General features: G+C 63.6%; 18 protein-coding genes and 1 pseudogene. 12 read left to right on the top strand and 7 right to left on the bottom strand.

What is annotated here, in order from left to right; all coding sequences use genetic code 11:
• Nucleotides 1–12 precede the first annotated feature (12 nt).
• Nucleotides 13–1,122 carry a C45 family autoproteolytic acyltransferase/hydrolase gene (locus H7H34_RS05430; RefSeq protein WP_120268884.1) on the bottom strand — a complete coding sequence of 370 codons (1,110 nt, stop codon included), beginning with the start codon at nt 1,120–1,122 and terminating at the stop codon, nt 13–15.
• Complete coding sequence (locus H7H34_RS05425; RefSeq protein ID WP_120268883.1) at nt 1,119–1,796, bottom strand: alpha/beta fold hydrolase; 678 nt, start codon at nt 1,794–1,796, stop codon at nt 1,119–1,121. Before H7H34_RS05425 ends, H7H34_RS05430 begins: the two co-directional genes overlap by 4 nt.
• 254 nt (nt 1,797–2,050) lie before the next feature.
• On the opposite strand from H7H34_RS05425, the gene H7H34_RS05420 reads away from it, so the two are divergent.
• The 11 genes and pseudogenes from H7H34_RS05420 to H7H34_RS05375 all read left to right on the top strand — a co-directional run bounded on the left by H7H34_RS05420 (nt 2,051) and on the right by H7H34_RS05375 (nt 15,299).
• Complete coding sequence (locus H7H34_RS05420; protein ID WP_185924494.1) at nt 2,051–3,148, top strand: diaminopropionate ammonia-lyase; 1,098 nt, start codon at nt 2,051–2,053, stop codon at nt 3,146–3,148.
• 38 nt (nt 3,149–3,186) lie between these two features.
• Nucleotides 3,187–4,539: an aminotransferase gene (locus H7H34_RS05415; protein WP_185924493.1), complete on the top strand. Its 1,353-nt coding sequence runs from the start codon at nt 3,187–3,189 to the stop codon at nt 4,537–4,539.
• A 129-nt stretch (nt 4,540–4,668) separates the two neighbouring features.
• Nucleotides 4,669–5,744 (top strand): annotated as a pseudogene (locus tag H7H34_RS05410) (IS3 family transposase).
• A 219-nt stretch (nt 5,745–5,963) separates the two neighbouring features.
• On the top strand, nt 5,964–6,320 hold the full coding sequence (locus H7H34_RS05405; RefSeq protein WP_185924492.1) for a hypothetical protein: 357 nt from the start codon (nt 5,964–5,966) through the stop codon (nt 6,318–6,320).
• A gap of 72 nt (nt 6,321–6,392) precedes the next feature.
• Entirely contained in the window at nt 6,393–7,889 is a 1,497-nt protein-coding gene (locus tag H7H34_RS05400) for a multicopper oxidase family protein (RefSeq protein ID WP_185924491.1), read from the top strand.
• Nucleotides 7,890–8,016: 127 nt separating this feature from the next.
• Nucleotides 8,017–8,142 (top strand): hypothetical protein, encoded by a 126-nt coding sequence (locus H7H34_RS23605; RefSeq protein ID WP_256431521.1) that lies wholly within the window; start codon nt 8,017–8,019, stop codon nt 8,140–8,142.
• Between the two features lie 16 nt (nt 8,143–8,158).
• On the top strand, nt 8,159–8,545 hold the full coding sequence (locus tag H7H34_RS05395) for a DUF302 domain-containing protein (protein ID WP_185924490.1): 387 nt from the start codon (nt 8,159–8,161) through the stop codon (nt 8,543–8,545).
• Between the two features lie 31 nt (nt 8,546–8,576).
• Nucleotides 8,577–9,221 (top strand): TVP38/TMEM64 family protein, encoded by a 645-nt coding sequence (locus tag H7H34_RS05390; RefSeq protein ID WP_245165264.1) that lies wholly within the window; start codon nt 8,577–8,579, stop codon nt 9,219–9,221.
• A complete protein-coding gene (locus tag H7H34_RS05385) occupies nt 9,218–10,528 on the top strand; it encodes an APC family permease (protein ID WP_185924488.1) in 1,311 nt (436 codons plus the stop codon). Before H7H34_RS05390 ends, H7H34_RS05385 begins: the two co-directional genes overlap by 4 nt.
• Nucleotides 10,529–10,595: 67 nt before the next feature.
• Nucleotides 10,596–12,929 (top strand): heavy metal translocating P-type ATPase, encoded by a 2,334-nt coding sequence (locus H7H34_RS05380; RefSeq protein ID WP_185926450.1) that lies wholly within the window; start codon nt 10,596–10,598, stop codon nt 12,927–12,929.
• Between the two features lie 285 nt (nt 12,930–13,214).
• Entirely contained in the window at nt 13,215–15,299 is a 2,085-nt protein-coding gene (locus H7H34_RS05375) for a UvrD-helicase domain-containing protein (RefSeq protein ID WP_185924487.1), read from the top strand.
• On the opposite strand, the gene H7H34_RS05370 is transcribed toward H7H34_RS05375, so the two are convergent.
• From H7H34_RS05370 to zorA, 4 genes are all read right to left on the bottom strand, one after another.
• Nucleotides 15,272–18,271: a DEAD/DEAH box helicase gene (locus tag H7H34_RS05370; protein WP_185924486.1), complete on the bottom strand. Its 3,000-nt coding sequence runs from the start codon at nt 18,269–18,271 to the stop codon at nt 15,272–15,274. The genes H7H34_RS05375 and H7H34_RS05370 overlap by 28 nt on opposite strands.
• Before the next feature lie 32 nt (nt 18,272–18,303).
• A complete protein-coding gene (locus H7H34_RS05365; RefSeq protein ID WP_185924485.1) occupies nt 18,304–19,650 on the bottom strand; it encodes an EH signature domain-containing protein in 1,347 nt (448 codons plus the stop codon).
• A gap of 29 nt (nt 19,651–19,679) precedes the next feature.
• Nucleotides 19,680–20,549: an OmpA family protein gene (locus H7H34_RS05360; protein WP_185924484.1), complete on the bottom strand. Its 870-nt coding sequence runs from the start codon at nt 20,547–20,549 to the stop codon at nt 19,680–19,682.
• An 81-nt stretch (nt 20,550–20,630) separates the two neighbouring features.
• Complete coding sequence (gene zorA, locus H7H34_RS05355; RefSeq protein WP_185924483.1) at nt 20,631–22,766, bottom strand: anti-phage ZorAB system protein ZorA; 2,136 nt, start codon at nt 22,764–22,766, stop codon at nt 20,631–20,633.
• Between the two features lie 197 nt (nt 22,767–22,963).
• Between zorA and H7H34_RS05350 the strand changes: the two genes are divergently transcribed.
• Nucleotides 22,964–24,019, top strand: coding sequence for an endonuclease NucS domain-containing protein (locus tag H7H34_RS05350; RefSeq protein ID WP_185924482.1), 1,056 nt, complete (start codon nt 22,964–22,966; stop codon nt 24,017–24,019).
• A gap of 286 nt (nt 24,020–24,305) precedes the next feature.
• On the opposite strand, the gene H7H34_RS23690 is transcribed toward H7H34_RS05350, so the two are convergent.
• The gene (locus H7H34_RS23690) at nt 24,306–25,934 is read right to left on the bottom strand and encodes a tyrosine-type recombinase/integrase (protein ID WP_371811360.1); all 1,629 of its coding nucleotides are present in this window, start codon (nt 25,932–25,934) and stop codon (nt 24,306–24,308) included.
• Between the last annotated feature and the right edge of the window lie 43 nt (nt 25,935–25,977).

Here is a 25,977-nt window from a genome sequence, read left to right as displayed (position 1 = left end):
GGTTTTTCGGCATCAAGGAGTGATGTCGTATTGCTCGAACTGAGGGTCGCGGTATGGCCGCATGGCCAGCCAGGCCCGTTGTTTTTCCGGCTCCATGATCAGTGTGTAGAGCGTTGCCGACGCCAGCCCGCCCTGGCGCGCGGCAGGCGCACGCAGAACGCTGCCGGGCCGGTCCGCCGTATCGAGCAGCGCAGCTTCCAGCCGCTGCCGATCGACTTTTCCGCCGCCCCCCGCGAGCACCTGGCGAACACGCAGGTCCCGCGTCAGACTGTCCGGGCACCGCGCCAGATTGACATCCCGCAAGCGCAGCCGGGCAACCTCGCTCTTGAAATGGTTCGCATGGGTCAGGACGCCATTTTCCGGAGCGAGCCACTCCGTAACGCCGGGAGCCGCTTCCAGGATAAAGGCGGCACCGTCGGCATGGCTTGCCGCCAGGGCGTGGGAAAAGGACGGTTCGCTTGTATAGGCAAGGCCGAGCGCCTCGCCCAACGACCTGGAATGAACCATGTTCCGCCGCAGGACCGGGCTTGGCACCCCGAGGCGGCCGTAATCCCTGTCCGAATGCAGCCCCATAGCCGAAATGGCGAGACCGAGTTCGTTCATGCCGTGACGCGCCAGTTGGCCTGCTTCCAGGAAGTGAAGCGCGTTGGGTCCGTCATGATCGAGAATACGTAGTGCAATCGTGTGGTCGGCCACCTCCGGCATCCAGTCCCAATTCTGGGCGTGAAGCAGGGTACCGGACGCACTCGCTTCCGGCAGAATGATCGCGCCGGTGCATTCATCCGCGGCATCCGCGACCTCGGTGGTCGGCGTTTTGGCGCGGCTTGCACGCCAATACAGGATCTCCGTTCGGGCATTGAGGAGAACGATCGCATCGGGATGCTGGTCACTGCCTTTGGCAATTGCCTCGATCTCGACCGCGGCTTCCGGAGCATAGTCCTCAATGCAATTTCGAAAGGCCGCTGCCGTCGTCAGGGCCTCAGGCCAGTCCACGCCGCGCTTGGCGAAAAAAGCCCTGTAGGTCCCCAACGCGCTGTTTATCAGGGCGGATGCGGCTTTCCCGTAAGTAAGGCCGCGCGCGGCGCTATCGCCGCGGATCGTGATTTCCGTAAGACGTGTCATTGGCCGGCCTCCGTCCCCAGGACGTCGCCGAGAAAGGCATGCACAGGCTCCAGCACCGCAAAACCCTCATGGGCAACGCCATCGACCTTGTCCAGCCGCGCCGCGACACCGCCGGCAAGCAGGCTGGCGCGCAGGCTGTCCATCAGGGCAAGACGATTGAGGCCGGCCTCGTTGATGCCCTCCATCCAATGCGGCGAACCCGGCGCCGTTGCGACATCCGTTTCCTGATCGTCTGCATCCCCGATCACGAGCTGCACAGGCAGTTTCCGAAGATACTCCAATGCAAGAGGCTGGCCGGCCAAGGCTTCCAGCCCGGCAAGTCCGCGCCACCACGGCAGCGTGTCGTCCATCAAGGTAACCTTGCCGGGCGCCCCGATGCTGAGCGCGGCAAGACGCTGTGCATGCAGATAGGCAAAGCGGTGAGCAAATTGGCCGCCGCCGGAATAGCCGAACAAGGCGAAGCGATCCACGGCAAGTGTCCCTTGCATCCGGCTGTTCAGTTCATCGACCATGGCAAGAAGGACCAGGTCGAAGCGCGTCTTGGGCGTGACACAGAATTTGTAGCTTTCCGTATCGTCCGGCCCTTCGATCCCGCATGGGAAAAGCGGAGCCAGTACGACGGCGCCCAGCTTGTCGGCCAACGCGACGAAGGCATCCCGATAGCTTTCGGCCACCCGGTAAGACCCGTGTATGGCGACGATAAGCGGCCGCAAGCCCTGCGCGGGCTGTGTCTCGGAGACATAAAAACAATAAGAAAAGCGCCTGTCTTCCTGACAGAGCCAGAACGGGTGATTTCCAGGGTGCATGTGAGTGCCTTGTGATGGAATGCCCCTGAAGGATTAGCTACAAAAACCACTATGTCAAATATTTTCCTTTATTTTTGGTTTTTTTATATCTATTGATACCGTCAATACACGGAGAAGCTCCCATGCAGGTTTTCAAAAATCCATTGCGCGGACAAGGACTTGGCGGCGAAGACGCCCTCACCGCCGGCGATGTCGTCATCGACACCACGTTGCCGCGCGCGGTCTTTTCAGCTTGGGACGGTTTTAGCGCAACGCCGCTCATATCCGCCCCGCAATTGGCTGCGGCTGCGGGCGTTGGTACCGTCTGGCTGAAGAACGAAACGGTTCGGCTCGACCTCGGTAGCTTCAAGGCGCTTGGCGGGGCCTATGCCGTCGCCCGCGTCATTATGAAGGCGGCAGGCCTTGAGGGGATCGCCGGTGCCCGGGAGTTGCACCAGGCTCCCGCAAGGTTCATTGCCGCAGGCATGACCTTCCTGACTGCCAGCGCGGGAAATCACGGCATTGCCGTTGCCGCCGGCGCGCGGCAATTCGGAGCCAAGGCCAGAATTTTTCTCAACGAAACGGTTCCGGAGAGTTTCCGCCGCAGGCTGGAATCCCTCGGCGCGGAGGTCGATCGCACAAGCTCGACCTATTACGACAGCCTTGCAGCGGCCCGCGAAGCGGCGGACCGTGGAGAGGGCATCCTGCTGTCGGACACCACCTGGCCCGGCTACACCGATCTGCCCCGCTTCATCATGCAGGGTTATGCCATCATGCTGGAAGAGGCTGCCGCAGCCCTGACGGAAGCCCCCACCCACATATTCCTGCAGGCCGGAGTCGGCGGACTTGCCTGTGCCCTTGCCGCCAAGACCCGGGCCATCTGGGGAAACAGCGTCTGCGTCGTTGTCGTGGAACCGGATCGGGCGGCCTGTCTGAAAACCAGCGTGGAGACGGGGCGCTCCGTCGTCTTCGAGGGCCCAGTCTCCAACATGGGCCGGCTGGACTGCAAGGAACCGTCGCTGACCGCACTGCGGCTCCTGGCCAGGGAAGCGGACTATTTCGCGACGATCAGCGACGAAGAAGCCGAAGCCGCGGTCAGGATGGTCGCCGGCGCCGGGCTTGCCACCACCCCGTCGGGGGCAGCCGGCGTCGCGGGCCTGCTTGGAAGCGCGGAGGCGGGACTTTCCCTTTCCGCTTCCAGCCGGTTGCTATGCATCATCAGCGAAACGACGGCGCCCTGAACACCAAGCTCCACCAACAAGACCATCTGGAACAAGACATGACGATCCCCTTCAACAACACGGCGTCTTCCCGTTTCCTGCACGGGTTCACAGATCTTGCCACCCTTGAGAAAAACGGCCCCGTCGTCGTTACCCAAGGCGAAGGCATCTATGTGCAGGACACCACCGGAAAGCGCTATCTCGATGCCAATTCAGGCCTCTGGAATGCCGTCGCGGGCTTCGACCATCCGGAGCTTATCGAAACGATGGTCGCCCAGACCCGGAAGTTTCCCACCTATCACGCCTTTTTTGGCCGTGTCCCCGAGCCTGCCGTCGCCCTGGCCGACAAACTGATCGAGGTCTCTCCGTTCGACCGCGGCAAGGTCTACTTCACCAACTCCGGTTCCGAAGCCAACGACACAATGGTCAAGATGCTGTGGATGCTGAACAGGGCCCGGGGCAAGCCGGAGCGGCGCAAGATCGTCACGCGCGTCAATTCCTATCATGGTGTCACCGTCGCGACGGCCTCCATGACCGGCAAAGCCTATAACGGCCATTTCGGCCTACCGCTGCCGGACTTTCTTCACGCCGACTGCCCCCATTACTGGCGTTATGGCGAAGCGGGCGAGAGCGAGGGCGACTTCACCGCGCGCATGGCACGCAACCTGGAAGATCTTATTCATCGGGAAGGCCCGGATACGATTGCCGGCTTCTTTGCCGAACCCGTGATGGGAGCCGGCGGCGTCATCCCGCCGTCAAAGGGTTACTTCGAAGCCATTCGCCCAATCCTGCGCAAGTACGACATCCCGCTTATAGCCGACGAAGTCATTTGCGGCTTCGGCCGCACTGGGGAAATGTGGGGATCAGACACCTACCGGATGGAACCTGACGCGATCATCGCCTCCAAATGCATCACCGCCGGCTATTTTCCGATGGGAGCGATCCTGCTGTCGGGGCCGCTTGCCGACGACATCATGGACGTCTCCCGGACCATCGAGGAGTTTCCCCATGGCTTCACCGCAGGCGCACACCCGGTTGGTTGCGCGGTTGCACTGAAGGCCATCGATCTCATTCGAAATGGCGGACTTCTGGACAATGTCCGGCGGGTTGCCCCCCAATTCAACGCACATCTGGCGCGCCTCGCAAAACATCCGAACATTGGCGAAGCACGCGGCATCGGCCTTATGGGCGCGCTCGAACTGGTCGCCGACAAGGCATTGAAGACACCGCTTCCCGCCGATCTTCAAGTCTCCGAGCGACTTGCCAACGAGGCGCTTCGGAACGGCCTTATCGTTCGCCCGCTGGGAGCTTCGATCGTACTCGCACCGCCATTCATTTCGCGTAACGAAGATATCGACGCAATATTCCAGCTGCTTGAAAGCTCGCTCGACAATGTTCTCGCAAAGGTTTGACGACCGTTGCCAAGGGGGCATGCATTCGTTCTGACCGGCTCCCCTGAATTGTCCCCGCTTTGAAGCTAGCCTGCACCCCGAATAAGGAGGCAGGCGATGAAATGATCCAGGTTTTCCGATAAGCCGACCATCGGCATTTTTAAGGAGCATCAGGCGGGCATGTCGACCGCCGATCTGTGCCGCAAATACGGCGTCAGCGAAGCGACCTTCTACAAGTGGCGCTCGAAGTATGGCGGCATGGAAGTGTCGGAGGCCAAGCGGCTGAAAGCGCTGGAGGAGGAGAACGCGAAGCTGAAGAAGCTTCTGGCGGAGTCGACGATCTATGCCTCGACGCTCCGCGAGATGCTCGGAAAAACTCCTGGCACCCGGCTCGAGGAGGAGCGCCGTGAGCTAGGCTATCAAACATCAAGGCTACTCCCAGCGCCGTGCATGCGGTCTGGTGGGTATCGATCCTCGGGTCTATCGCTATCGATCGGCACGGCCGGACGATGCTGAGTTGCGCAAGCGGCTGAGAGAGCTGGTGTGACAACGCCGGCGCTTCGGTTACCGCCGCCTGCACATCCAGCTGAAGCGTGAAGGCGCCGAGGTGAAGTGGAAGAAGCTCTACCGCCCCTATCGCGAGGAACGGCTGACCGTGCGCAAACGCGGCGACCGCAAGCTGGCCTTGGGCGCGCCTGCCCGATGACGATCCCGCAGGATCCCAACCAACGTTGGAGCCTCGACTTCGTGTCCGACACTCTGGTCGATGGACGCTGCTTCCGCATCGTGTGTGTCATCGACGACTTCAGCCGGGAGTACCTGGCGACCGGCGTCGACAACTCGATCTCGGGTCATCGCGTTGCCAGGGAGCTTGATGCCATCGCAGAACGCCGTGGCTATAACTTGCTGGTGGGTAGCAACAACGGCACCGAACTCACCGCCAATGCGATGCTGAAGTGGCCGCAGGGTCGTGACGTCGAATGGCACTACATCGCACCTGGAAAGCCGATGCAGAACGGCTTGTCGAAAGCTTCAATGGGCAGCTGAGGGACAAGTGCTTGAACGAGCATCTCTTCACCAGCTATCGCCACGGTCGTGAGATCATCGAGGAGTGGAGGATCGACTGCAACCTGAACCGACCGCACACGAACCTCGACGGGCTCACCCCGAGCGAATTTGCAGCCCGCTCCGCAATAGACCACGACCTGAACAGGAATAACTTATAGACGCGGACGAACCGGGGAGCAGGTCATATGATTTATTGAAAAATTTGGTAGCGGAGGACCGATACTGCCAATTCCCACACCTACCGGATATACGCTACAAGCTCCGACTATTCTCTCGGCTTTTCGCAGCATGAATTTACACTCCGCCGACCACGGCCGGCAGTCATCAATGGCTCGATCCAATGGACACTGTCGTGACCAGAGCCTATCTACTAAGAGATGATCGATCGCTTCGTCACCATGTTTGCCTTGCTCGCGATCGCTGTGGTCACAACGATGACTCCGGCGCATACCGTGCGCATGAGTGCCGGGCAGGATCATGTATTTCATGTCAGCGAGATGATGCACGTCACCGATGACAGCGGACGCTCCTGTGCTGACCAGCTTCATTGCGGTACCGCCGACGCCAGTATTTGCGGGTTCGTCTGTGCCGGTTTCACGGCCTTCCTGCCGTTTCCGAGCGCGAAAACCGGACAAGAGTACGTGCCTTCCCGACATGACTTCCCGCTCGAGGCAAGCCACGTCGGCCATGCGCCAGGATTGAACGAACGACCTCCCAAGTTCCGTCTCCTCTGATCGCGCCCGGGCCGACGCTCGCGGCGTCCCATCGGCATTGATGAACGGGACGGATGTCCCGAGGAGACGACCATGAACATCCTTTCGCGACGCGGCTTTCTCGCCGCAAGTGCTGCCGCCATTGGCGCTGCGCACATGCCCCGTCTTGCCTTCGCGCAGACCGTGGCTCCAATCAGCCTCATCGCTGCAACCCGGACGCTCGACATTAACGGGCGCGCGGCCACGGTCTTCGGTCTTGCCGGTCCCGGCGGTCAGGGACTTGTCCTCGATCCCGGACAGAGGTTTCGAGTGGACCTGACCAACGATCTCGATGTCGGCACCATCATCCACTGGCACGGCCAGACCCCGCCAAATGCGCAGGACGGCGTGCCGGACATGCCGATGCCCCTTCTCGCCCCGGGTGAGACCCGATCCTACGACTTCGAGGCGCGGCCGGGCACCCACTGGATGCACAGCCATGTGCCGACGCAGGAGATGCAACTGCTCGCCGCGCCGCTGATCGTGCGCTCGCAAGAGGATATCCTCGCCGACCGGCAGGAGGTCGTGATGTTCCTGCATGACTTCTCCTTCCGAGCCCCCGAGGAAGTGCTGGCGGAGATTAACGGAGGGCATGTCGGCGATGGCGCCGGTCCCTCTGCGCAGCCCGATCAAGGCGCGCCCATGGGAGGCATGGGGGCGATGCTGGGTATGAATCATGGTGCCATGGGCAGGATGATGGGCAGCATCTCTGGTATGGGCGGCATGGCCATGGACCTGAACGATTACGATTGGGACGCCTATCTCGCCAACGACCGGACCCTGTCGGACCCCGAAGTGGTGCAGGTCGAGCGTGGCGGACGCATCCGGCTTCGGGTCATCAATGCCGCCGCAGCTACGGTGTTCTGGATCGAAACCGGTGGAGCAGAGGCGCGACTTGTCGCAGTGGACGGGCACGCCGTCCAGCCTGTTCCGGGCACGCGGTTCGGGCTGGCGATGGGCCAGAGGCTGGACATCGAGATCGACCTGCCGAGCGAGGGCGGCTCCTGGCCGGTCCTCGCCCTGCGGGAAGGCGGGCGGGAGCGAACCGGCCTGATCCTCGCCACGCGGGGTGCCGAGGTCCGGCGCCTGGATGCCATGGCGGCGTCCGAAGCGCCGGCCTTCGACACCGGTCTTGCGCAGGAGGCACGCCTCATTGCGCTGGATGCCCTGCCTGATCGACCTGTGGACCGCAGCCACGTGCTGATGCTAGGCGGCTCGATGCAGCCCTATGTCTGGACGATCAACGGGGCGGTCTGGGGCCAGCACCAGCCGATCATCGCGCGCAGCGACGAGCGGGTCGTTCTGTCGTTCCACAACATGTCGATGATGGCCCACCCGATGCATCTGCACGGGCATGTGTTCCAGGTCGTCGGCCTGAACGGGCGCCGCGTCGCCGGGGCCCTGCGCGACACGGTTCACGTGCCGCCGATGACGATGGTCGATGTCGCCCTCGACGCCGGCGAGGCTGCGCGCTGGATGCTGCATTGCCATCACATGCCGCACCTTGCGACCGGCATGATGACCGAGTTCGCGGTCACGGCATCGGCCTGACCCGGGTGGGGCGTCCGGACAGGGCGCCCCGACGTGCCGGTACCGATCCTATGCTGTCCTGCCCCATGTTGTCGTGAGGGCCGGCCAAAAGGCACACCCTACGGGTGAAAATCAGGAGGATGAGATGATGAACTGGAACGACATGGGCTCCGGAATGGGGTTCGGAATGGGATTTGGCTGGCTCTTCGGCCTGCTGATCCTCGCGCTGGTGGTTTTGGCCATAGCGGCGCTGATCAAATATCTTCGAAAATAAGAGAAAGGACTTCTCAATGGCTTACACGATCAATCGCATGATCCCGGACACCGGTATCGACGATGTCGACGCCCGCACGCGCAAGGCGCTGGCGGACCATGGCTTCGGTGTCCTGACCGAGATCGATGTCAAGGCGACGATGAAGAAGAAGCTCGATGTCGAGATGCCCGCCTATCGCATCCTCGGCGCCTGCAATCCGAAGATGGCGCATCAGGCCATCGGGATCGAGCCGCGTGTGGGCGCGATGCTGCCCTGCAACGTGATCCTGCGCGAAGTCGAGGGCGGCGTGGAGGTCAGCGCCATCGACCCGGTGGCATCGATGCAGGCGGTCGACAACGCCGAACTGACGGCGGTCGCCGGTGAGGTGCGCGACCTTCTGGCGAAGGCCGTCGCGGCCGTCTGAGATGGGCCTGCGCGCAATCATTCTCGTGGCGATGGCGATCCTTGGGATCGCCATGCTCGGTATCTGGCAGTTCGCGCCTGCAGTATTCGCCGATCTGCACGGCCTGATGGACGGCGAGCGCCTGGAGATGCTTGTCGCGCGCGCGGGTCTCTGGGGGCCGGTCCTTGTCGTTGCGCTCATGACCCTGGCGGTCGTCGCCAGCCCGATCCCGAGCGCGCCCATTGCGTTGGCCGCCGGGGCGGCCTACGGGCATCTATGGGGGACGGTGCAGATCGTGATCGGCGCGGAACTCGGCGCGCTCATCGCGTTCGGCCTCGCGCGGGTTCTGGGGCACGACGTCTTGCGGCGCGTATTCGGTGATCGTGTCGATGCCGGCCTGCTCGGGTCGCAGACCGCGTTGACGGCGACGGTCTTTGCCAGCCGCCTGATGCCCTTCGTATCCTTCGACATGATCAGCTATGCGGCCGGGCTGAGCCGTCTGCACGCGTGGCGGTTCGCCCTCGCGACACTGGCCGGCATTGTCCCGGCAAGCTTCCTGCTTGCCCATTTCGGAGGGGAAGCGGTGAGCGGAGACCTCGGCCGGGCGACTTGGGCAGTTCTCGGCCTCGGCCTTGTGACGGGCTTGCCGCTGCTCTGGGTGGCGATGCGAAAAGGGCCGGAAAAGGAAAATCCATGACGAAAAGCGATTACGAGAGGAACAGCATTACCCTTCCTGGCGCGGTGGCCATGGGAACAGGTGTGATGATTGGCGCGGGCATTTTCGCCTTGACCGGACAGATCGCCGAGCTTGCCGGGCCGCTCTTCCCGCTCTCATTCGTCGTGGGCGCCATCGTGACCGCCTTCAGCGCCTATACCTATATCAAGATGTCGAACGCCTATCCCTCTGCAGGCGGCATCGGGATGATCCTGAAGAAGGCATACGGGCCGACGACGGTCGCGGCGGGCGCCGCTCTTCTGATGGCGCTGTCGATGGTCATCAACGAAAGCCTCGTCGCGCGTACCTTCGGCACCTACACGCTGCGGGCGTTCGGCGGCGATCCGGACAGCGTTCTGGTGCCGATCCTCGGCGTCGGGCTGATCGTCTTCGCCTGGCTCGTGAACGTATCGGGCAACCGGTCGGTCGGGCTGTTCTCCATCGTCATGGCCGTTCTCAAGGTAGGCGGCATCGCGCTGTTTGGGGCGGCCGGACTGTGGGCGAGCGGCATCTCGATCGAGGCAACTGCCGGAGATTCCAGCGCAAGCGGGTTCGTCGCGTCGCTCGCGCTATCCATCCTCGCCTTCAAGGGGTTCACGACCATCACCAACAGCGGCGCCGAGGTCACCAACCCGCACCGCAATGTGGGCCGGGCCATCGTCCTGTCCATCGCCATCTGCGTCGTCGTCTATCTGCTGGTCGCCTTCGCCGTCGGCTCCAGCCTGACGCTCGACCGCATCGTGGCGGCGAAGGACTATGCGCTGGCTGAAGCGGCCCAGCCCGCCCTCGGGCAGACTGGCTTCTACCTGACGCTGGCGCTGGCGCTGGTGGCCACGGCCTCGGGTCTGATCGCCAGTGTTTTCGCGGTCTCGCGGATGCTGGCGATGCTGACGGACATGAAGATGATCCCCCACAGCCATTTCGGGATGCCGGGCTCGGTCAAGGACCACACGCTCGTCTATACCGTCGCGATCGCGGGCCTCCTGACAGTCTTCTTCGACCTCAGCCGCATCGCCTCGCTCGGAGCCTTCTTCTATCTGGTGATGGACATCATCATCCACTTCGGTGTGTTCCGGTATCTGCGCGGGGAAATCGGCGCTCAGGGTTGGGTGCTGCTGACGGCCATCGTCCTCGATGCCGTGGTGCTGTCCGCCTTCGCCGCGATGAAGTGGCAGTCCGACCCGCTGATCGTCGTGATCGGCATCGTCGGCATGGCGCTGGTGTTTCTGTTCGTCCGGGTATTCCTGGCGCGCAATCCGGTCCGGGAAGGCGCTCACGACCATTCATGAAAAGAGCTTGAGCTTCCAGCAGGTGGAAGCCGCAAGCTCAATCGAGAAACGGAAAGGCTGGCAGACCATGGACCACGATCATCATGACGCGGCGCCTAACATCCTGGCAGGGACGGAGACGGCAACGGACCCGGTCTGCGGGATGACGGTCACGGTCAGCCCGGACGGACGTCGCGCCGAGTTCCAGAGCGAGACCTTCCATTTCTGCTCGCAGAAGTGCCAGACAAAGTTCAAGGCGGACCCGTGGTTCTATGCTTCGGGTCGCGCCGCCGGACAGAACAAGGCTGTTCCGGCCAACGTCCAGTACACCTGCCCGATGCATCCCGAAATCGTTCGCGATGCGCCGGGATCCTGTCCGATCTGCGGCATGGCGCTCGAGCCAATGGTGCCCTCGGATGAACCCAGCGAGGAATTGACCGACTTCACCCGCCGAATGTGGATCTCAGTTGCCGCGGCGGTGCCGCTCGTCATCCTGACCATGGGCGAACTGGTGGCGCTGCCGGTGCGCGAGTGGGTCGGGCACCAGACGGCCAGCTATCTGGAATTCGTGCTGGCCACGCCGATCATCCTCTGGGCGGCGCTGCCATTCTTCCGGCGCGGCTGGGACTCGATCGTGAACCGCAGCCCAAACATGTGGACCCTGATCAGCATCGGCGTTGCTGCGGCCTACCTTTACTCGATCGTCGCCACCTTCCTGCCGGGCATGTTTCCGGAACAGTACCGGATGGGCCATGGCGTCGGCACCTACTTCGAGGCGGCGGTCGTGATCGTGGCGCTGGTCTTCGTGGGCCAGGTTCTCGAGCTGCGCGCCCGCGAGCGCACCGGAGACGCGATCCGCGCACTTCTGGATTTGGCGCCGAAGACCGCGCGGCGGATCCTGCCCGATGGGACAGAATATGACGCACCGCTGGAGAATATCATGGAGGGCGACCGTCTGCGCGTGCGCCCCGGAGATGCCGTCCCGGTCGACGGCATCGTGATCGCGGGCCGCTCGTCGCTGGACGAAAGCATGCTGACCGGCGAGTCTATGCCAATGGAAAAAGGCCCAGGCGATGCGGTAACCGGGGCCACGATCAACAAGAATGGCTCCCTCGTGATCGAGGCTGGTAAGGTCGGATCTGATACCGTTCTGGCGCAGATCGTCGCGATGGTGTCGAACGCGCGACGGTCCCGCGCGCCGATCCAGGGGCTGGCCGACCGGGTGTCGGCGGTGTTCGTACCGACTGTGGTGGCCATCGCAATCGTCGCTTTCGTCGCCTGGCTGGCCGTTGGCCCCGAGCCCGCGCTGGTCTTCGCCATCGCCTCGGCTGTGTCGGTGTTGATCATCGCTTGTCCCTGTGCACTCGGTCTCGCGACACCAATCTCCATCACCACGGCAGCAGGGCGCGGCGCACAAGCGGGCGTTCTGATCAAGGATGCCGAGGCGTTGGAACGCATGGCGGGGGTCGACACGCTGATCGTCGACAAGACCGGCACCCTGACCAGGGGCAAACCGAAACTGACGGATACGATTGCGCTCGGCGATCTGACCGAGACGGACCTGGTGTCGCTAGCCGCGGCGCTCGAGCGCGGCTCGGAACACCCGTTGGCCGAAGCGATCGTCGAAGGCGCCGAGGCGCAGGGTGCCCCGCGTCAGGAGGCGGCAGACTTCGACGCCATCACCGGCAAGGGCGTGCGTGGCAAGGTCGGCGAACGCGCGGTGGCGCTCGGCAATGCCGCGATGATGCGGGAACTGGGTCTGGATACGGGTGCAGCCGAAACGAGGGCCGACGCTCTGCGCGCCGAAGGCAAGACGGCCATGTTCATTGCCGTCGATGACGCGCTTGTCGGTATCGTGGCTGTGGCCGACCCGATAAAGGACACTACGGCTCAGGCGATCCGCGAACTGCACGCACAAGGGCTGCAGGTCATCATGGCGACGGGCGACAACGAGCGCACGGCGCAGGCAGTGGCAGGCAAACTCGGGATCGACGAGGTGCGCGCGGGCATCCTGCCCGAGGCCAAGAAGGACCTGATCGACCAGTTGCGCCGCGACGGTCACAAGATCGCCATGGCAGGCGACGGGGTGAACGATGCCCCCGCGCTGGCCGCTGCCGATGTCGGCATCGCCATGGGCACCGGGGCCGATGTTGCGATGGAAAGCGCAGGCATCACCCTGCTGGGCGGTGACCTGATGGGCATCGTGCGTGCGCGCAAGCTGGCCCGTGCCACCTTGCGCAACATCAAGCAGAACCTGTTCTTCGCCTTTGCTTACAACGCGCTTGGCGTCCCCATCGCAGCAGGACTGCTCTACCCCGCTACCGGCCTTCTGCTTTCGCCGATGATTGCGGCGGCGGCGATGAGCCTGTCCTCAGTCTCGGTGATCGCCAACGCCTTGCGCCTCAGGCGGGCCAATCTCTGACCTGTCAGTCCACGCAAGCAATCTCGAACGGAAAATCAGACGATCCAAAACAGTTTCTCCCGCCGCACGCTCCTGATCGGCGGATCCGAACTGCTAGCTGCATAGCCCTTGGCAGCGATGATCCAAGACGCAGGACCGACTATCCATGTGACGAAGGATCCGAATTGTGGCTGCTGTACCGGTATCATATCGACTCGCAGTTCACCTCGCGCACCACCTCTTTCGCGGCGACGAAGATGAGATATGATGCCTGCATAACGCTATGTTTTTTCAGGAGGCGCGGTCTTGCCCGACGCTGAAGCAGCCCTTTTCTCGGCAGGCGGTCTGGACGCTGCCCAGCTTGCCTTTGTCAACGCCCCGGAGCCCGATATCCGCCTTCTGGCGCCGGCAGGCAGCGGCAAGACCTTGTCGCTGCTCCATCGCTGCGCCGAGCTTCATCGCCGCCGGGGCGGCAACGCCTCATTCCTCGTCGTCTCCTTCACCCGCGCGGCCCGCGACGAGTTGCGCAGCAGACTAAGCGATCCGGTCTTCGCCGGCGCCGCGGCGCACGCCGATATCGTCACGCTCAACGGCTGGGGACACCGGCGACTGCGCGCGCTTGCCGCGCCGCCACGGCTGCATGTGTCCGAGTTCGACCGTTCCACCCTGGTCAAGACCCTGCTCGCCCCCGCCTACGCGGCCGTTCCCGCGCTCGACAAGGGTATGAAGGACCAGCCTTTCAAGCTGCCCAGGCTTCTGGCCAACCTGCTGGACCTGATGAAGACGCTCGGATTCGACCATGAGGACGGCTCGCGCCGCATGGCCGATGACCGCCTCGACGCGCTCGACCAGCTCGGCCTTCTGCCGCTTCTGGAAGACTACATCGCGAAGTTCGACGATCTCGGCATCCTCACGGATCGCCGCTGGGAGAGCTTTCTCGAGATCGCCCTGCCCTTCTTCAATGCCGCCTGCATCCAGCAATATGCGACCAGCTCCTTCACGCTGGAGGACCAGAAATACGGGGCCTGGCTCGACCAGCGACGCCAGCTGGCGTCCGGCGTCCTGCCGGACGAGGAAACCCGGATCACCGACATCTTCGTCGACGAATTCCAGGACATAAATCCGCTGGATCTCGCGCTGATCCTCACCGTTGCCGAACTCAACCGATCGGCGGTCACGATCGTCGGCGACGACGATCAAGCGATCTTCGAATGGCGCGGCGCAGCGCCCGACTTCATCCTCGAGCCCGAGCGCCATCTGGGACGCAAGTTCAGGACCTGCATCCTTGAGCGGAACTATCGCAGTCCGCGCAATATCGTGCAGAAATCCGCAAGGCTAATCTCCCATAACACGCGCCGCGTCGACAAGGTCGTCCACCCCGTCTCGCAGGTCGATGCGGAAACGCTGATGTACCGGGGGGAGACGTTTCTCGACTCCGTGGAAAACGTTCTTTGCGAAATACGCCAATTCGTCGGTGCGGAAATGCCCGGTGCGCGGATGGCTCTTCTGTCGCGCAAGCGCGCTCAGCTGATCCCCTACCAGATCCTTCTGGCACGCGAGGACATTCCCTTTTGCGCCGCCGAGGACCTCCACCTCTTCCTCTCCGGAACCTTCGACCGGCTTCTGGCGGCGCTGCGCACCCGCACGCTCGCCGGCTTCGGCATCGCCTTGCCGACCATCGTCGAAGACGTCATGGGTCTGTGCAACTCCGTCCAGCGGTACCCGCTGCGAAAGGCCGAGGCCGATGCGATGGCGCGGCACCTGAGGGCAGCACGGCCCAAGTCCTACGAAGAAGCCATCGACCGGCTCGAGATCTATGACGGAACGATCCGCGGCAAGAAGGACGAGGGCAAGACCGCCCAGGACTTCGCGATCCGCTTGCGCAAGCTCATTCATGCGCCCAACGTGCGGGCCGCCATCGAGGCGCTCAGCAATCTGTATGCCGGGTTCCGGCAGGATCATGGCCGCAGTGCAGAAGACATCTTTCTTGCGGATCCGCCCTTCGCCTATCTTGCGGAGTTCTCCGCCAGCTATGGCGACGACTTCCAGGGCTTTGTCGACGACCTGGAAAAGGCAAAGGACACCCTCGTGCGTCTGCCGGGTTCGGATGCCGAGGACGGGACCAGCGAGGAGTGGCGCAAGCCGGTCCATCTGATGACTGCGCTGCGCGCCAAGGGACGCGAGTTCGATACCGTCGTCATGCTCGATACCGTCGACGGCATCTGGCCGCTGCGCAGCGCCAGGACGGAACGCGCGCTGGAGGGGGAGCGACGGCTGTTTTACGTCGCCATGACCCGCGCAAGGCGACGGCTCATCCTGACCCGCTCTTCGCGCATCGGCGACGCGCCGACCGCCCCCTCCCCTTACCTGGCCGAAGCCGGGCTTCCCTGACCCGCCTCGCCTCCGATCGTCTGGGAAAAAAGCGCCTCGACGTCGCCATCGGACACCGGGGGCATCAGCATTTCCCGGGACAGCAGGCGCTTGCGCTCCAGCAGCGCATCGAGCTTCACGTCGAACGAGGCTTCGCCGAGCACCGGATGAACGGCCAGCGGAATATGGACCGTCACCGGGCGGTGCTGTCCGATGCGGTAGCAGCGGTCGTTGCACTGGTCTTCGATCGCCGGGTTCCACCATCTCGACAGGTGGATGACGTGATTGGCCGCCGTGATCGTCAGGCCGATGCCCGCCGCCTTCGGTGACAGGACCAGGAGATCGAACCCACTCTCCGAGGCCTGGAAACGATCAACGATCTCAAGCCGCTTCTCGCCTGCAACCTGGCCGTTGATGATGGCAGGTTGCCGGGACAGCCCGAGGCGGGTGGCAATAGCCGCCGCGAAGCATTTCTGCACCTCGAGATCCTCCACGAAGACCAGCGCCTTCTCGCCCGCCTGAACCAGGTGCTGCAAGACCTCCACCGCATGCCGCAACCGTGCCGAACGGGACAGCCAGTCGTTGACGGATGCCGGGTCGAGAGGGTCGCAGTTGGCGGCTCCGTCCGGGTGCAGCGAGATACCCCGGAAGGCGTGGATCGCGCGCAGCATCTCGCCCTGGCTGCCGCCGCCGGCGCGCGCCCGCGCCAACGCCTGTTCATAGGCTTCGGCCTGTGCCGGCGGCATCTGCACGATTACCCTGCTCTCCGACCGCGCCGGCAGTCCCTCGAGGATCTCCGCCTTCATGCGCCGCATCAGCACCGGCGACCGCTCCGGGGTCGGCGGCTCGTCGAGGCGCGCCTTCAGCCGCTTCAGGTCCTCCGGCGTTCCCTCCTCGTAGGTCGAGACAAAGCCCTTGAGATCGCCCAGATAGCCGGGCACGACCCGGTCCATGATGCACCACAGGTCGGCGAGACGGTTTTCGATGGGCGTACCTGTCAAGGCAAGGACGAAATCCGCGTTCATCGCCTTGGCGCTTTGGGTGTTGATGGCGCCGGGCGACTTGATCTTCTGCGCCTCGTCGAACACGGCGACGGAGAAACCGATCCGCGCAAACGCGCGGTGATAGTTTGCGAGCGTCTCGTAGGTGGTCAGGATCCAGTCCGCCCGGCGAAGCTCGACGAGATCGAGCGCGCTTTCTTCCGCCTGCGATGCGTCGCGCGGCGTGCGCAGCCGGCGCAGTCCCGCCCCGAACGCATCGACGCGCCGGCCAAGCGCGTCGGGCCCGAGATGCAGTTCGGCCTCCGATGCCCAATTGCGCAGCAGGGCGGTCGGAGCAACCACCAGTGCCGGCCTGTTGCGTGCGCCGGCGTACGTGCCCAGCGCCCGCCTGTTCGCCTTGAGCCACGCGAGAAAGGCGAGGGCCTGAAAGGTCTTGCCGAGCCCCATGTCGTCGGCAAGCAGGACACCCGGCCAGCCCTGCCGGTAGCTTTCCACGAGCCAGTCGAACCCGGCCACCTGATGCGGCTTAGGGCGGCTGCGCACCAGCGGCAGAGCCGGAAATTCACGCGGGATCGACACCTCGCGTGGCTGATAGGAGATCTCGAACTCCTGGCCTTCCAGGTTCTGGTAGATGACCAGGCGATGAGACTCCGTCGGATCCTCACCCGTGCCGGTGTCGCCGAGCTGCTGCTGGTCGCCGCCGTCTCCCCCGGCCTCCTCGCCGGGCGCTTCGGCAATCTCGTTGCCGGCCGCGTCCAGGCCGACGCGCACAAAGGCCTCCTCGACATCCGCGCAGCGCAGGGCCTCTCCCTGAAAGTCGAGTGCTTCCTCGCCCTCCGCCCTTGCTTCTGCAAGGCCGGTCTTCAACTCCCCGAACGACGATTGATCGACCTCGATCGTGCGTTTGCCGACCGTCAGGGGAAAGCGTTCCGGCAGCCATTGACCCGCCTGGTTCTTCAGCCAGGGCATGGCCGGAGGCGTCCAGAGCCCGAGACCGAGAACACGCTGCGAATACTGCCAGGTTTCGACCAGCAAGGCGCCGGCCCGATCCTCGGCATCTTCGCCGAGAGCGGCGGCGAGCGCCGGGCGCGGGTTCCTCAGGAACGCCACCCTCTCTTCCCTGGGCGCCGCCCGCTTGCGACGGACCACATCCAGTGCGGTCTTCAGGTCGGGCTCCAGGACCAGATAGCTCCCTCGGTCCAGCACATAGGCGTCATGGCTGCGCGCCTCGCCAGAAAAGAGCTCGCGCGCAAACCGCCTCTGGAGATCGGGAGGAAGCAATGCGTCCGCCACCAGGTCTCGCTGGGCCGAGGCGACGGCCTCTTCGTCAGCCGGCAGGTCGGGGCCGTCGTCGGGACCGCTCTCCACCTTGTCCTTCGCCATGACCACGGGCAGGAAGTCAAGGCCGTAGGACGTCTCGAACACATCGAGCGCGACGGCCCCGGCCTGATAGATGGTGAGGCTCGTGAGATAATCGTCCCCGGTCTCCAGCTCCGTTCCGGTCGTCTTGCGCAGAGCCGCCTGCACCGGCGCCCAGGCCGCGATGCGCTCCTCGGCGTCCCTGCCTTGGGTGGCGTTATAGGCATCGACCGCTTCGCTCAGCTCGAACAGGGCCTGCGACAGCCGCCCTCCCCGCGGGCCCCATTTGGCGACGGCACCCTCACGCTCCATGCGCACCCAACGCGTATCGGCATCGTACCAGCGCGTCCGGATCCTGGCGGCCGGGTCCGTCATGATGCCCTCGAACGACAAGGTCACCGACAGGTTGGCAAGCGGCGGCAGGCCGACGGCCTCGGCAACGGAGGACGGCAAGGCCGCAACCGCGGCATGAGGCAGCAGCACGCCGTTCTCGTCGAATCGGGCCTCGCCGCTCTCCGCCAGGGCGAGAAGATATCGCCCGGCAGCATGCCCGGTGCCGGCAACGGCAGGCCACTCGGCGGGAGGTACCTCCCGCGACCCCAGCAGCCTTCGCCGCGACGCAGAAACCAGCATGCCCTCCGGCCGCTCCGTGCAACGAAACCGCATCACATGTAGTCCTTCGGAGAAAAGCGGATGCCCGTTATCCGTGTGATGTGCTGGGCGACCTTGTGCTGCCAGGCATTCGGACCGGTGTGCGGCATATGCCGGACCTCCAGCACAGGGGCGTAGCGTTTGCCGGTGCGCAGGAATTCCGCGTCATAGCGGTCCTTGAAAAGCTGCGGAGCCCCCTCGCGCGAATGGTCGTTCCAGAAGCGACATTGACCGTTAAAGCTCCATTCCACACACACGCCCGTGCCGATCCGCAGCATCAGCACCGCGTGTCCGGCCTGGGTTCCGCCCGTCTCAAATTCGGCGAACGACGTGTTGCGGCCGAAACGGCGCCGTGCTTCCCGGGTGCCCTGGCTGTCGAGAACGACCCAGGCGGCGGAGATGACGCCATTGCCATGCATCCCCTCCCAGAACCGCCGCCGATACGGCCAATTCTCGTTGGGGTTGACCGCCTCCACCACATCGAGGAACTGGCGCAAGGCCTGCTCCGTCAGCCAGGAGATCGCGATCTCGCGGGCACGCGGCATGTTCACCCAGTTGCCGCTGCGCGTCCGCGGATCGCCGATGCCCTGCACCGAGACGAGGAAGTTGAGAATGCGGTCGCGATGCTCCTTTTCCGGTCGCTCGGCTTCGAACGGCAGCAGTAACGCGTTGGCGACAAGGCTCTTGTGCTCCAGGTAGAGCAATGTCTGCGTCTGGGGGCGCAACGAGATGCGACCCACGAAATCGAGCCGTTCGGCCGGCGACAGCCGCGCATCCCCCGCCACACGCTCCAGTGCCCTTCGGGTGCTCGCCTCCACGAAGCCCCCGGCGAGAACCAGTTCCATCTGCACCCTCTGAACCTCGAGCAGAGCGCGCGGCGAGCGGCGCTCGGCCACCGCCGCCTCGCCCAGCATCGCCGGGCCTTCGGCGACGTCAAACAGACGTAGCCGCTCGGCAAGGTCGTCGAACGGCGCGCCGGCAACGCTGGCCAGATCCTGCAAGGCTGCCGCTACCGCCGAAAGCCCGGGCCTATCCTCGTGGAAGCTGACGAGATAGGAAAGAACAAGCGCGCGCGTCGCCGACTTGTTCTTCAGCTCGCGCATCTGCTGAAGGAAAGGCTCCAGCGCTGCAGGATCTGCTGCGATTTCCTCCGCCGTTCCCCAAAGGCACCAAGCCGTATCGCGCGCCTGACGCGGCTTCAGGGCATGGCCGCCGCGCAATAGCGCCGCCAGATGCCGTGAGAGCGCGTCGTAATCCTTGGGCGCTCGCAGCGCACCGATATCGTCGGGCAGCTTGTCGACGACCTCGGTAATCCTCACAACCGGCTCCCGGCCCACCCGTCCGCCGTGGCGCAGCAGCACATCCGCAATCGCATCCTTGAATGCCGTCTTCACGGCGCACCGTCCCGCGGGTCGCCGCTGCGCCGGTCCGGTTGTTCGGGGGACGAGCGCAATTGCTCGACCTTCCGCTGCATCTCGTCGAGCAGGGACAGCACCTGGGTCAGGCGCTCGCGCCGGTCCGCCTCCATTACGAACCGCAGGTCGATCCGGCGGTTTTTCCCGTAGCCTTCCGCGTCGTCCTGCTCGATCACTGGGCGCGTATAGGCATATCCGGAGACGGACAGGATCTCCTTGCCTTGCGAGTTGAGCAACCCTCTCAGCTCCGGAAAATCGTCCACCATCCGCCGGTAGGTGTTGACCGCGCGCTCCGTCGAGAGCTTCCAGTTCAGGTTGTCGGACCCGGTCTTGTCGGTATGACCTTCGATGAAGACGGTCTCGACCACATAGCCGGAAGAGCCTGGGCAGGCCCTGCCATCAGGACAGGCCGTATAGGCCGGCAGGATGTCCCGCAGCACCCTGGCCACGGCGAAGACGTTCTGCTGCGCCCGGCTGTCCAGGCTGGACTCCTCGGGCGCGAACCGGATCGCCTCCTCCGTCAGGCGCAACACGCCGGTGTTCTTGTCGATGGTCACGGAAAGGCCGACCTGGTCGAGACGCTCCTCGATCGCTTCCAACAACAGATTTCGCGCCTGGTCGGCCTTGTTGAGTTCGCCGATCTCCTGCGAAATCTGGTTGCGGAGATCCGCGATCTGCTTCGCCAATTCATCCGCACGCTGCAGTTGTTCTTTCTGCTCGGCCGTCAACTGTTCGGCCTCGGCCGTCAACTGCTCGGTCGCATCCGTCTGCGTCCGGAAGTTGAGCGCGAAAACCATCAGCATGATGATGAAGATGAACAGGATGCCGACCATCATGTCGGTCATCGAGACGAAGTAGTTCTCGTCTTCCTCGAGCTGTTCCTCGCGCCGGCTGTCGTCGTCGGACAGAACCATCCCGCTCCCCGCTTATTTACTCAGCGCTTGTTTCCAGCCTTCGAGACTGTCCGCCATAGAGTCCGCGCTGTCCTGGATCTGGGCAAGGGTCGCGGCCAGTTTGCCGACGGCCGAGGCCAGCGCGGTGTCGACGCCCTGGACGTGCCGCTCAAGCAACTGCTGCTGGTTGAGCGTAGACTCCGACAGTGCCGACACGGACTTGCCGAGCGCGGTGTCGACGTCATCGAACTTGGCTGCGAACGCGCTCCAGAAGGCCCCCGAGGTTTCGTTGGTCTGCGACAATCCGGCAGCCAGGGCGGAAATCTGCTCCTGTGTGGTGGAAAGGACCTTGAGCGTCTCGGCAACGCTCTCGGCAAGGGTTTCGGTCGCCTTGGAGAACTGGGTGCCGACGGTGGTCAGTGGCGCTGTCGCCGTCCGCACGCTCTGCGCACTCTGCCCGAAGGCCTCCGCCGTCTTGCCGGCTTCCGCAGAGGCGCCCTCCAGAGCAACCTTCTGGTTGCGCAGCGCATCCTCCACTGCGCGCATGGACAGTCCGAGGTCGCGGAACCGCTCGTCGACCGAAGCCGTCGCGGTTTCGATTGCACCGCGCAACTGGGCGGAGATCGACTCCACAGTGCTCTCCAGGCCCGCGAGCACCGTCTGCTGCATCTCCGAGGACCGGGAGACCGAGGCTTCCAGGCCGGCGCGCGTCTGCTCGCTGTGCGCGCCGAGCTGGCCAATTTGCTGCTCCAGCTTGCCGAGCACCACGCCCATTGCGGCCTCGAGCTTGTCGGACGCCCCCTTGGCGGCGCCACCGAGGGCCTGATCCATCTCGGAGTTCGCCTTCTCCAATGTCTGTCGCAGCGCCTCGACCACCCCGGCAAGCGCGTCCCGGCTTTCGCCGGAACTCTTTTCGAAGCTCTCGCCCGCCCGTTCGACCATACTGTTGAGATTGTCGGCTGCCTCCGACAGCTTGCGTGCGAACTCTTCGCCGCTGCCGCGCAGCCCGCCCTGGGCCTCCACCATCGACATCTGCAATTGCTTCAGTGAGGCGGCAAGCTCACGCAGCTCGGTGCCTGCACCGTGGCTGACCGAGTCGGAGAAGCGCTGGAGCAGATCCTGAACTCCGTCCCGGCTGCTTTCGGTGAGGCTGCCGACCGCAGAGCCGATATGCTCGGTAACAGGCCGCATGGCCTCGGAAATCGCAGCGTTGAGGCGCGGCGCGATCTCTTCGCCCATACGCGTGAAGAACTGCCCTTGGGTGATATCCTTCAACTGCGTCAGTTGATCCTGCAGGGTTCGCTTCATCTCCAGCGAGATCGTCTGCGGTGCCGCATAGAGAAGGCAGCGCTCCAGAACCGCATTGAACCGGTCGAACAGCCCCTCGATCCAGATCGAATAGAGGCGAAACACGACAGAGAGCAGAATGGAAATTCCAAGGCCGGCGATGGAGGTCGAGAACTTGAATGTCGCGATCTGGAGGAGACTGCCCATCTCCTTTACCATCTGTTCGGCGCTACCGGCTGTCGCCGCCGAACCCGCCTTGTACAGGGCCAGCACCAGACCGATGAAGGTCAGCAGCAGTCCGACACCCACGAAGTAGCCAGGCACGGCGTTCATCAGCTTCAGCCCGCCCAGCTTCTCTCGGGCCAGTGCCGCGTTGAAGAAGGCCTGCGGACGAACGGTGTTTCCAATCGCCCTGTCACTGTCGGTATCGTAGAGCGTCTCCTCGAACTCCGCCCAGGCATGGCCGATCAGACGGTTGCGCTCCAGCCTCTGGCGGATGTCCTCGAACCCGGCCGCAAAGCCTCGCCGCACGTCCCCGCGGCTGCTCCCGGGCCTTGCGTGCCGGTTCAACTGCCCTCTGGCGATGCGCAGGTGCACAGCTACCGGCAGCACATGGCAGATGCCGAAGGCGACAGCCATGCCGCAGCCCAGGAAGAAGATCGAGCCGGCAAGCGCGAACGCGAAGGCGGGACTGCTGACCGGGCCGATGTCGCCGGCGCGCACGGCGTCATGCACCACATGATAGACATGCCAGGGATCCAGCCAGCTGAAAAAGGAGGCCGCCAAACCGAGCACCGCCATGGCAATCGCCCAGAACGCGACCAGGCGGAATACGCCCTGAATAAACAAAAACATAACTGCCCACCCCTGAAAGCCGGACAATTCTGATGGGTTGCAGGGAGGAACACAAGTCTCCTTGTGGCTAGTAAGAAATCCTTATGCGGGCTGCCGTCTGCCGGATCGAAAGGCTTGTGTTCCGCACGTCCCTTGCGCAACCTGACGAAGGCTCCGCGCCACCTGTTTTTGGCGCCGGGACGATTTGATGTCAGGTATTTGCGACAAGGGGCTTTTGAGAACACATGAGCGAACTTTTCCGGATCGAGAATGGCGCCTTGGTGCGCGCCGCGCGCTCCAGGCTCGCCAACGAGGTGATGATCCAAGAATGGGTGCGCGACAATCTCGGCCTTGTCGGGATCAATGGCGTCATCATCGGACGCGAAGTGACCATCGCCAATCGCGGCCGCATCGACCTGCTGGCGATGGACAAGGACGGCTCGCTCATCATCATCGAGCTGAAGCGGGACCGGACGCCGCGCGAGATCGTCGCACAGGTGCTCGACTACGCCTCCTGGGTGGTGTCCCTGTCGACGCGCGATGTGCACGCGCTCTGCTTGGAAAAGACCGGCCGCACCCTGGACGAGGTCTATCGCGAGCGCTTCTCAGTGCCGCCCCCCGACACGCTCAACGCGTCGCACCAGATGATGATCGTCGCCGGCAGCATGGATGAGACGACTACGCGCATCATCGAATACCTGTCCGAGGTGCACGGGGTCGGCATCAATGTCGCCTTCTTCAACGTCTTCGAGGACCAGGGCGTCCAGTGGCTGTCGACCGACACGCTGCTGGAGCAGGAGGAGGTCGCCGAGCGCGCCACCCGCAACACCCGCGCCCCCTGGAGCGGCTACTGGTACCTGACTGCCGGCGCCGAAAACGACGTGCCCTGGGAGGACCTGCGCCGCCATGGCTATGTCGTCGCCTCGGGCGGCAAGTGGTATTCGGACGGGCTGGCCCGGCTTTCGGTCGGCGACCGGGTCTTCTTCTACCAGAAGAACACCGGCTATCTCGGGCATGGCGTGGTGCGCTCCGAGATGCAGCCCGCCGACGACTTCCTGATCGCGGACGGGCGGCGCCTCATCGAGGCCGTCCCGCGCGGCTACTTCACCGAGTTCGGCGACGATCCGGAAAAGCGGGCATATGTGATCGGCATCGACTGGAAGAAGACCGTCGACCGATCCAATGCCAAGACCTATTCCGGTATCTTCGCCAACCAGAACATTGCCTGCAAGATCTACGACGAGAAGACCATCGAGTTCCTGGTCCGGGAATTCGGCCTGAGCGGCGAGGGCGAAGATTGAGAATCTGTTCCGCGCTTTGCACAGACAGCGGGGGAATGACACCAATGGGACGAAGCGGCCGGACGCCAAGGCTTGGCGACTCTGATTAGAGCCACCTTACGGAACATCCCAGCGGCATAGCCGGCTCATCGACCAGATGTTTTGGGATTTGAGGAAGTTTTCAATCCGAATTGGCAGTTCTCGCGCGACTTGGTGCGGCATTCGCAAATTTTGCGCATGCCCGTGCGACGTGAACGGACGATCACCCAATATGCCAGCTTCTAGCGAGCCGCGGGGGAACCAAGCCTCAATGTCGTCCGCCGTCATCTATGGCATCGTCAAGCCGGACATCAGGCTGCTTCTCGATCTCGCGTTTCTTCACGTCGATCGTGACGTCTCCGTAGTCGTCGCCCGCCGTGCGGCTGGCATGTCCTTGAATGGCGTCGGAGACGCGGTCTGACAGGCCATGGATCCTCGCGTTCGTCTTGAATGCGTGACGGAAGCCGTGAAGGGGAGCGACGCCTGTGGGAACCATGTCAGCGTCCTTGAGCCATTTGGCGACGCGGTTGGAGATCGTCTCGGCAGACTTGACCGCCTCCTGCTCACCGTCGCGCTTCGGGTAGAACAGGGGGTCATCCGTGGCATCCTTCACGAACTCGAGAAAGCCCTGCTCGATCAGCTGGCGATGCAAGGGAACGTCGCGATAGAGGCCGGTTTTCGTCGTTCCTGCATCTGGCGTGATCCGCATGACGGCGACGCCGTCTCGTTCGCTGATGTCCTGCTTGCGAAGCTGCGTGATCTCCCCGATCCGGGCTCCGGTGAAGTGGGCAAGCCAGGGAGCCCATCGTTTGGCTGCCGAAAGCTGGTCGCTCTCGCGCGTGTCGGCGGGCCGCACGTAACTGTAGGCGAACTCAAGCGCGCGTCTTGCCTCTTCGTCCGTGTATCCCTTTTCGCGATTGAGCCGCTTCTTGGGGACGCTCACCGAGGCGGTTATCGCGATTGGTTCGATATAACCGTGGTTGCTGGCCCATTTCAGCGTCGACTTCACCATTGTGAGATAGCGGCTGTTAACGGTCTTCGCTGCGAGGCCCCTTTCGAACTGAAGATGCGAAAGCCAGTCGCTAATCCTTCTGTTCGTCAACAGCGTCACGTTGTCGGCGCCAAGGAACGCGATCAGGCTCTCGACCGGCCCAGTATAGGCCTTGGTGGTGCGTTCACCTCCCTGACCACCGGCCTTCGCCTTACGACACGCCTCGAACAGCGCCCGGATCGATGTTTCGTGGTCATCGCCCTCCTCCGAGTCGTCGATAACCGCCTCCGACGCCGGCTTGGGCGCATGATCCAGGGCCCATTGGGGGTGTTCAGTGACTAACTGACCTTCGTCACGCTCGAACATCCGCTTCAAGACCTCGATCTCGGCGTAAGCGAGGTGGCGCGCCAGACGCCGCCAGTCCGCCCCACCGTGCGAGCACGAATAAGAGCCGTTCCGCAGATGTGTCTCGATTTCCCGACCGAAAATGCGGTGAATGAGAGCGTTGCTGGCCGCGCCCGCGACGATCTGCTTCACGTCGGCGACGTAACCGTCGTCGATCCCGATGCGTGCGTAGCCCGGCGTGAGATCGCGCAGTTCCTCATCTGCACGAAGTCGGTCGGCATAGTGAAGCGCGCTAATCTCCTCGACTGTGAGTGGTGTGACGGGCTTCTCAGCCAACCCCGCGGTCTCAACGCTGCCCAGGCGAGTGCGCGCACTCTCGATCTGCCGATTGAATCCGGCAATCACCTCCGGCAGTGCGCGAAGTGCGACCTGGCGATCACCTCCCAGGGCTTTCAACAGTTCACGCTTGCCGAGCGCGGCGCGGAGTTCAGCCGGGACGCTCACTCTCGCGTAGAATCGACCGCGAGAATCCTGATGAAGGTGCCTGACTCTGCCTGCCACGACATGCTCGTTTGTATGCGTCTTTGTAGGCGCAGCATGTATG

It is taken from the genome of Stappia sp. 28M-7, from assembly GCF_014252955.1.
Taxonomy (GTDB): domain Bacteria; phylum Pseudomonadota; class Alphaproteobacteria; order Rhizobiales; family Stappiaceae; genus Stappia.
Note: the sequence above shows the minus strand (reverse complement) of the source record. Positions and strands in the feature narration are given on the sequence as shown.

Coding starts and splice junctions, on each gene's coding strand:
- H7H34_RS05405 (WP_185924492.1), top strand. CDS start 5,964: ATGATCGATCGCTTCGTCACCATGTTTGCCTTGCTCGCGATCGCTGTG.
- H7H34_RS23605 (WP_256431521.1), top strand. CDS start 8,017: ATGAACTGGAACGACATGGGCTCCGGAATGGGGTTCGGAATGGGATTT.
- H7H34_RS05400 (WP_185924491.1), top strand. CDS start 6,393: ATGAACATCCTTTCGCGACGCGGCTTTCTCGCCGCAAGTGCTGCCGCC.
- H7H34_RS05380 (WP_185926450.1), top strand. CDS start 10,596: ATGGACCACGATCATCATGACGCGGCGCCTAACATCCTGGCAGGGACG.
- H7H34_RS05415 (WP_185924493.1), top strand. CDS start 3,187: ATGACGATCCCCTTCAACAACACGGCGTCTTCCCGTTTCCTGCACGGG.
- H7H34_RS05370 (WP_185924486.1), bottom strand. CDS start 18,271: ATGCTGGTTTCTGCGTCGCGGCGAAGGCTGCTGGGGTCGCGGGAGGTA.
- H7H34_RS05350 (WP_185924482.1), top strand. CDS start 22,964: ATGAGCGAACTTTTCCGGATCGAGAATGGCGCCTTGGTGCGCGCCGCG.
- H7H34_RS05360 (WP_185924484.1), bottom strand. CDS start 20,549: ATGACCGACATGATGGTCGGCATCCTGTTCATCTTCATCATCATGCTG.
- H7H34_RS05395 (WP_185924490.1), top strand. CDS start 8,159: ATGGCTTACACGATCAATCGCATGATCCCGGACACCGGTATCGACGAT.
- H7H34_RS05385 (WP_185924488.1), top strand. CDS start 9,218: ATGACGAAAAGCGATTACGAGAGGAACAGCATTACCCTTCCTGGCGCG.
- H7H34_RS05420 (WP_185924494.1), top strand. CDS start 2,051: ATGCAGGTTTTCAAAAATCCATTGCGCGGACAAGGACTTGGCGGCGAA.
- H7H34_RS05390 (WP_245165264.1), top strand. CDS start 8,577: ATGGCGATCCTTGGGATCGCCATGCTCGGTATCTGGCAGTTCGCGCCT.
- H7H34_RS05430 (WP_120268884.1), bottom strand. CDS start 1,122: ATGACACGTCTTACGGAAATCACGATCCGCGGCGATAGCGCCGCGCGC.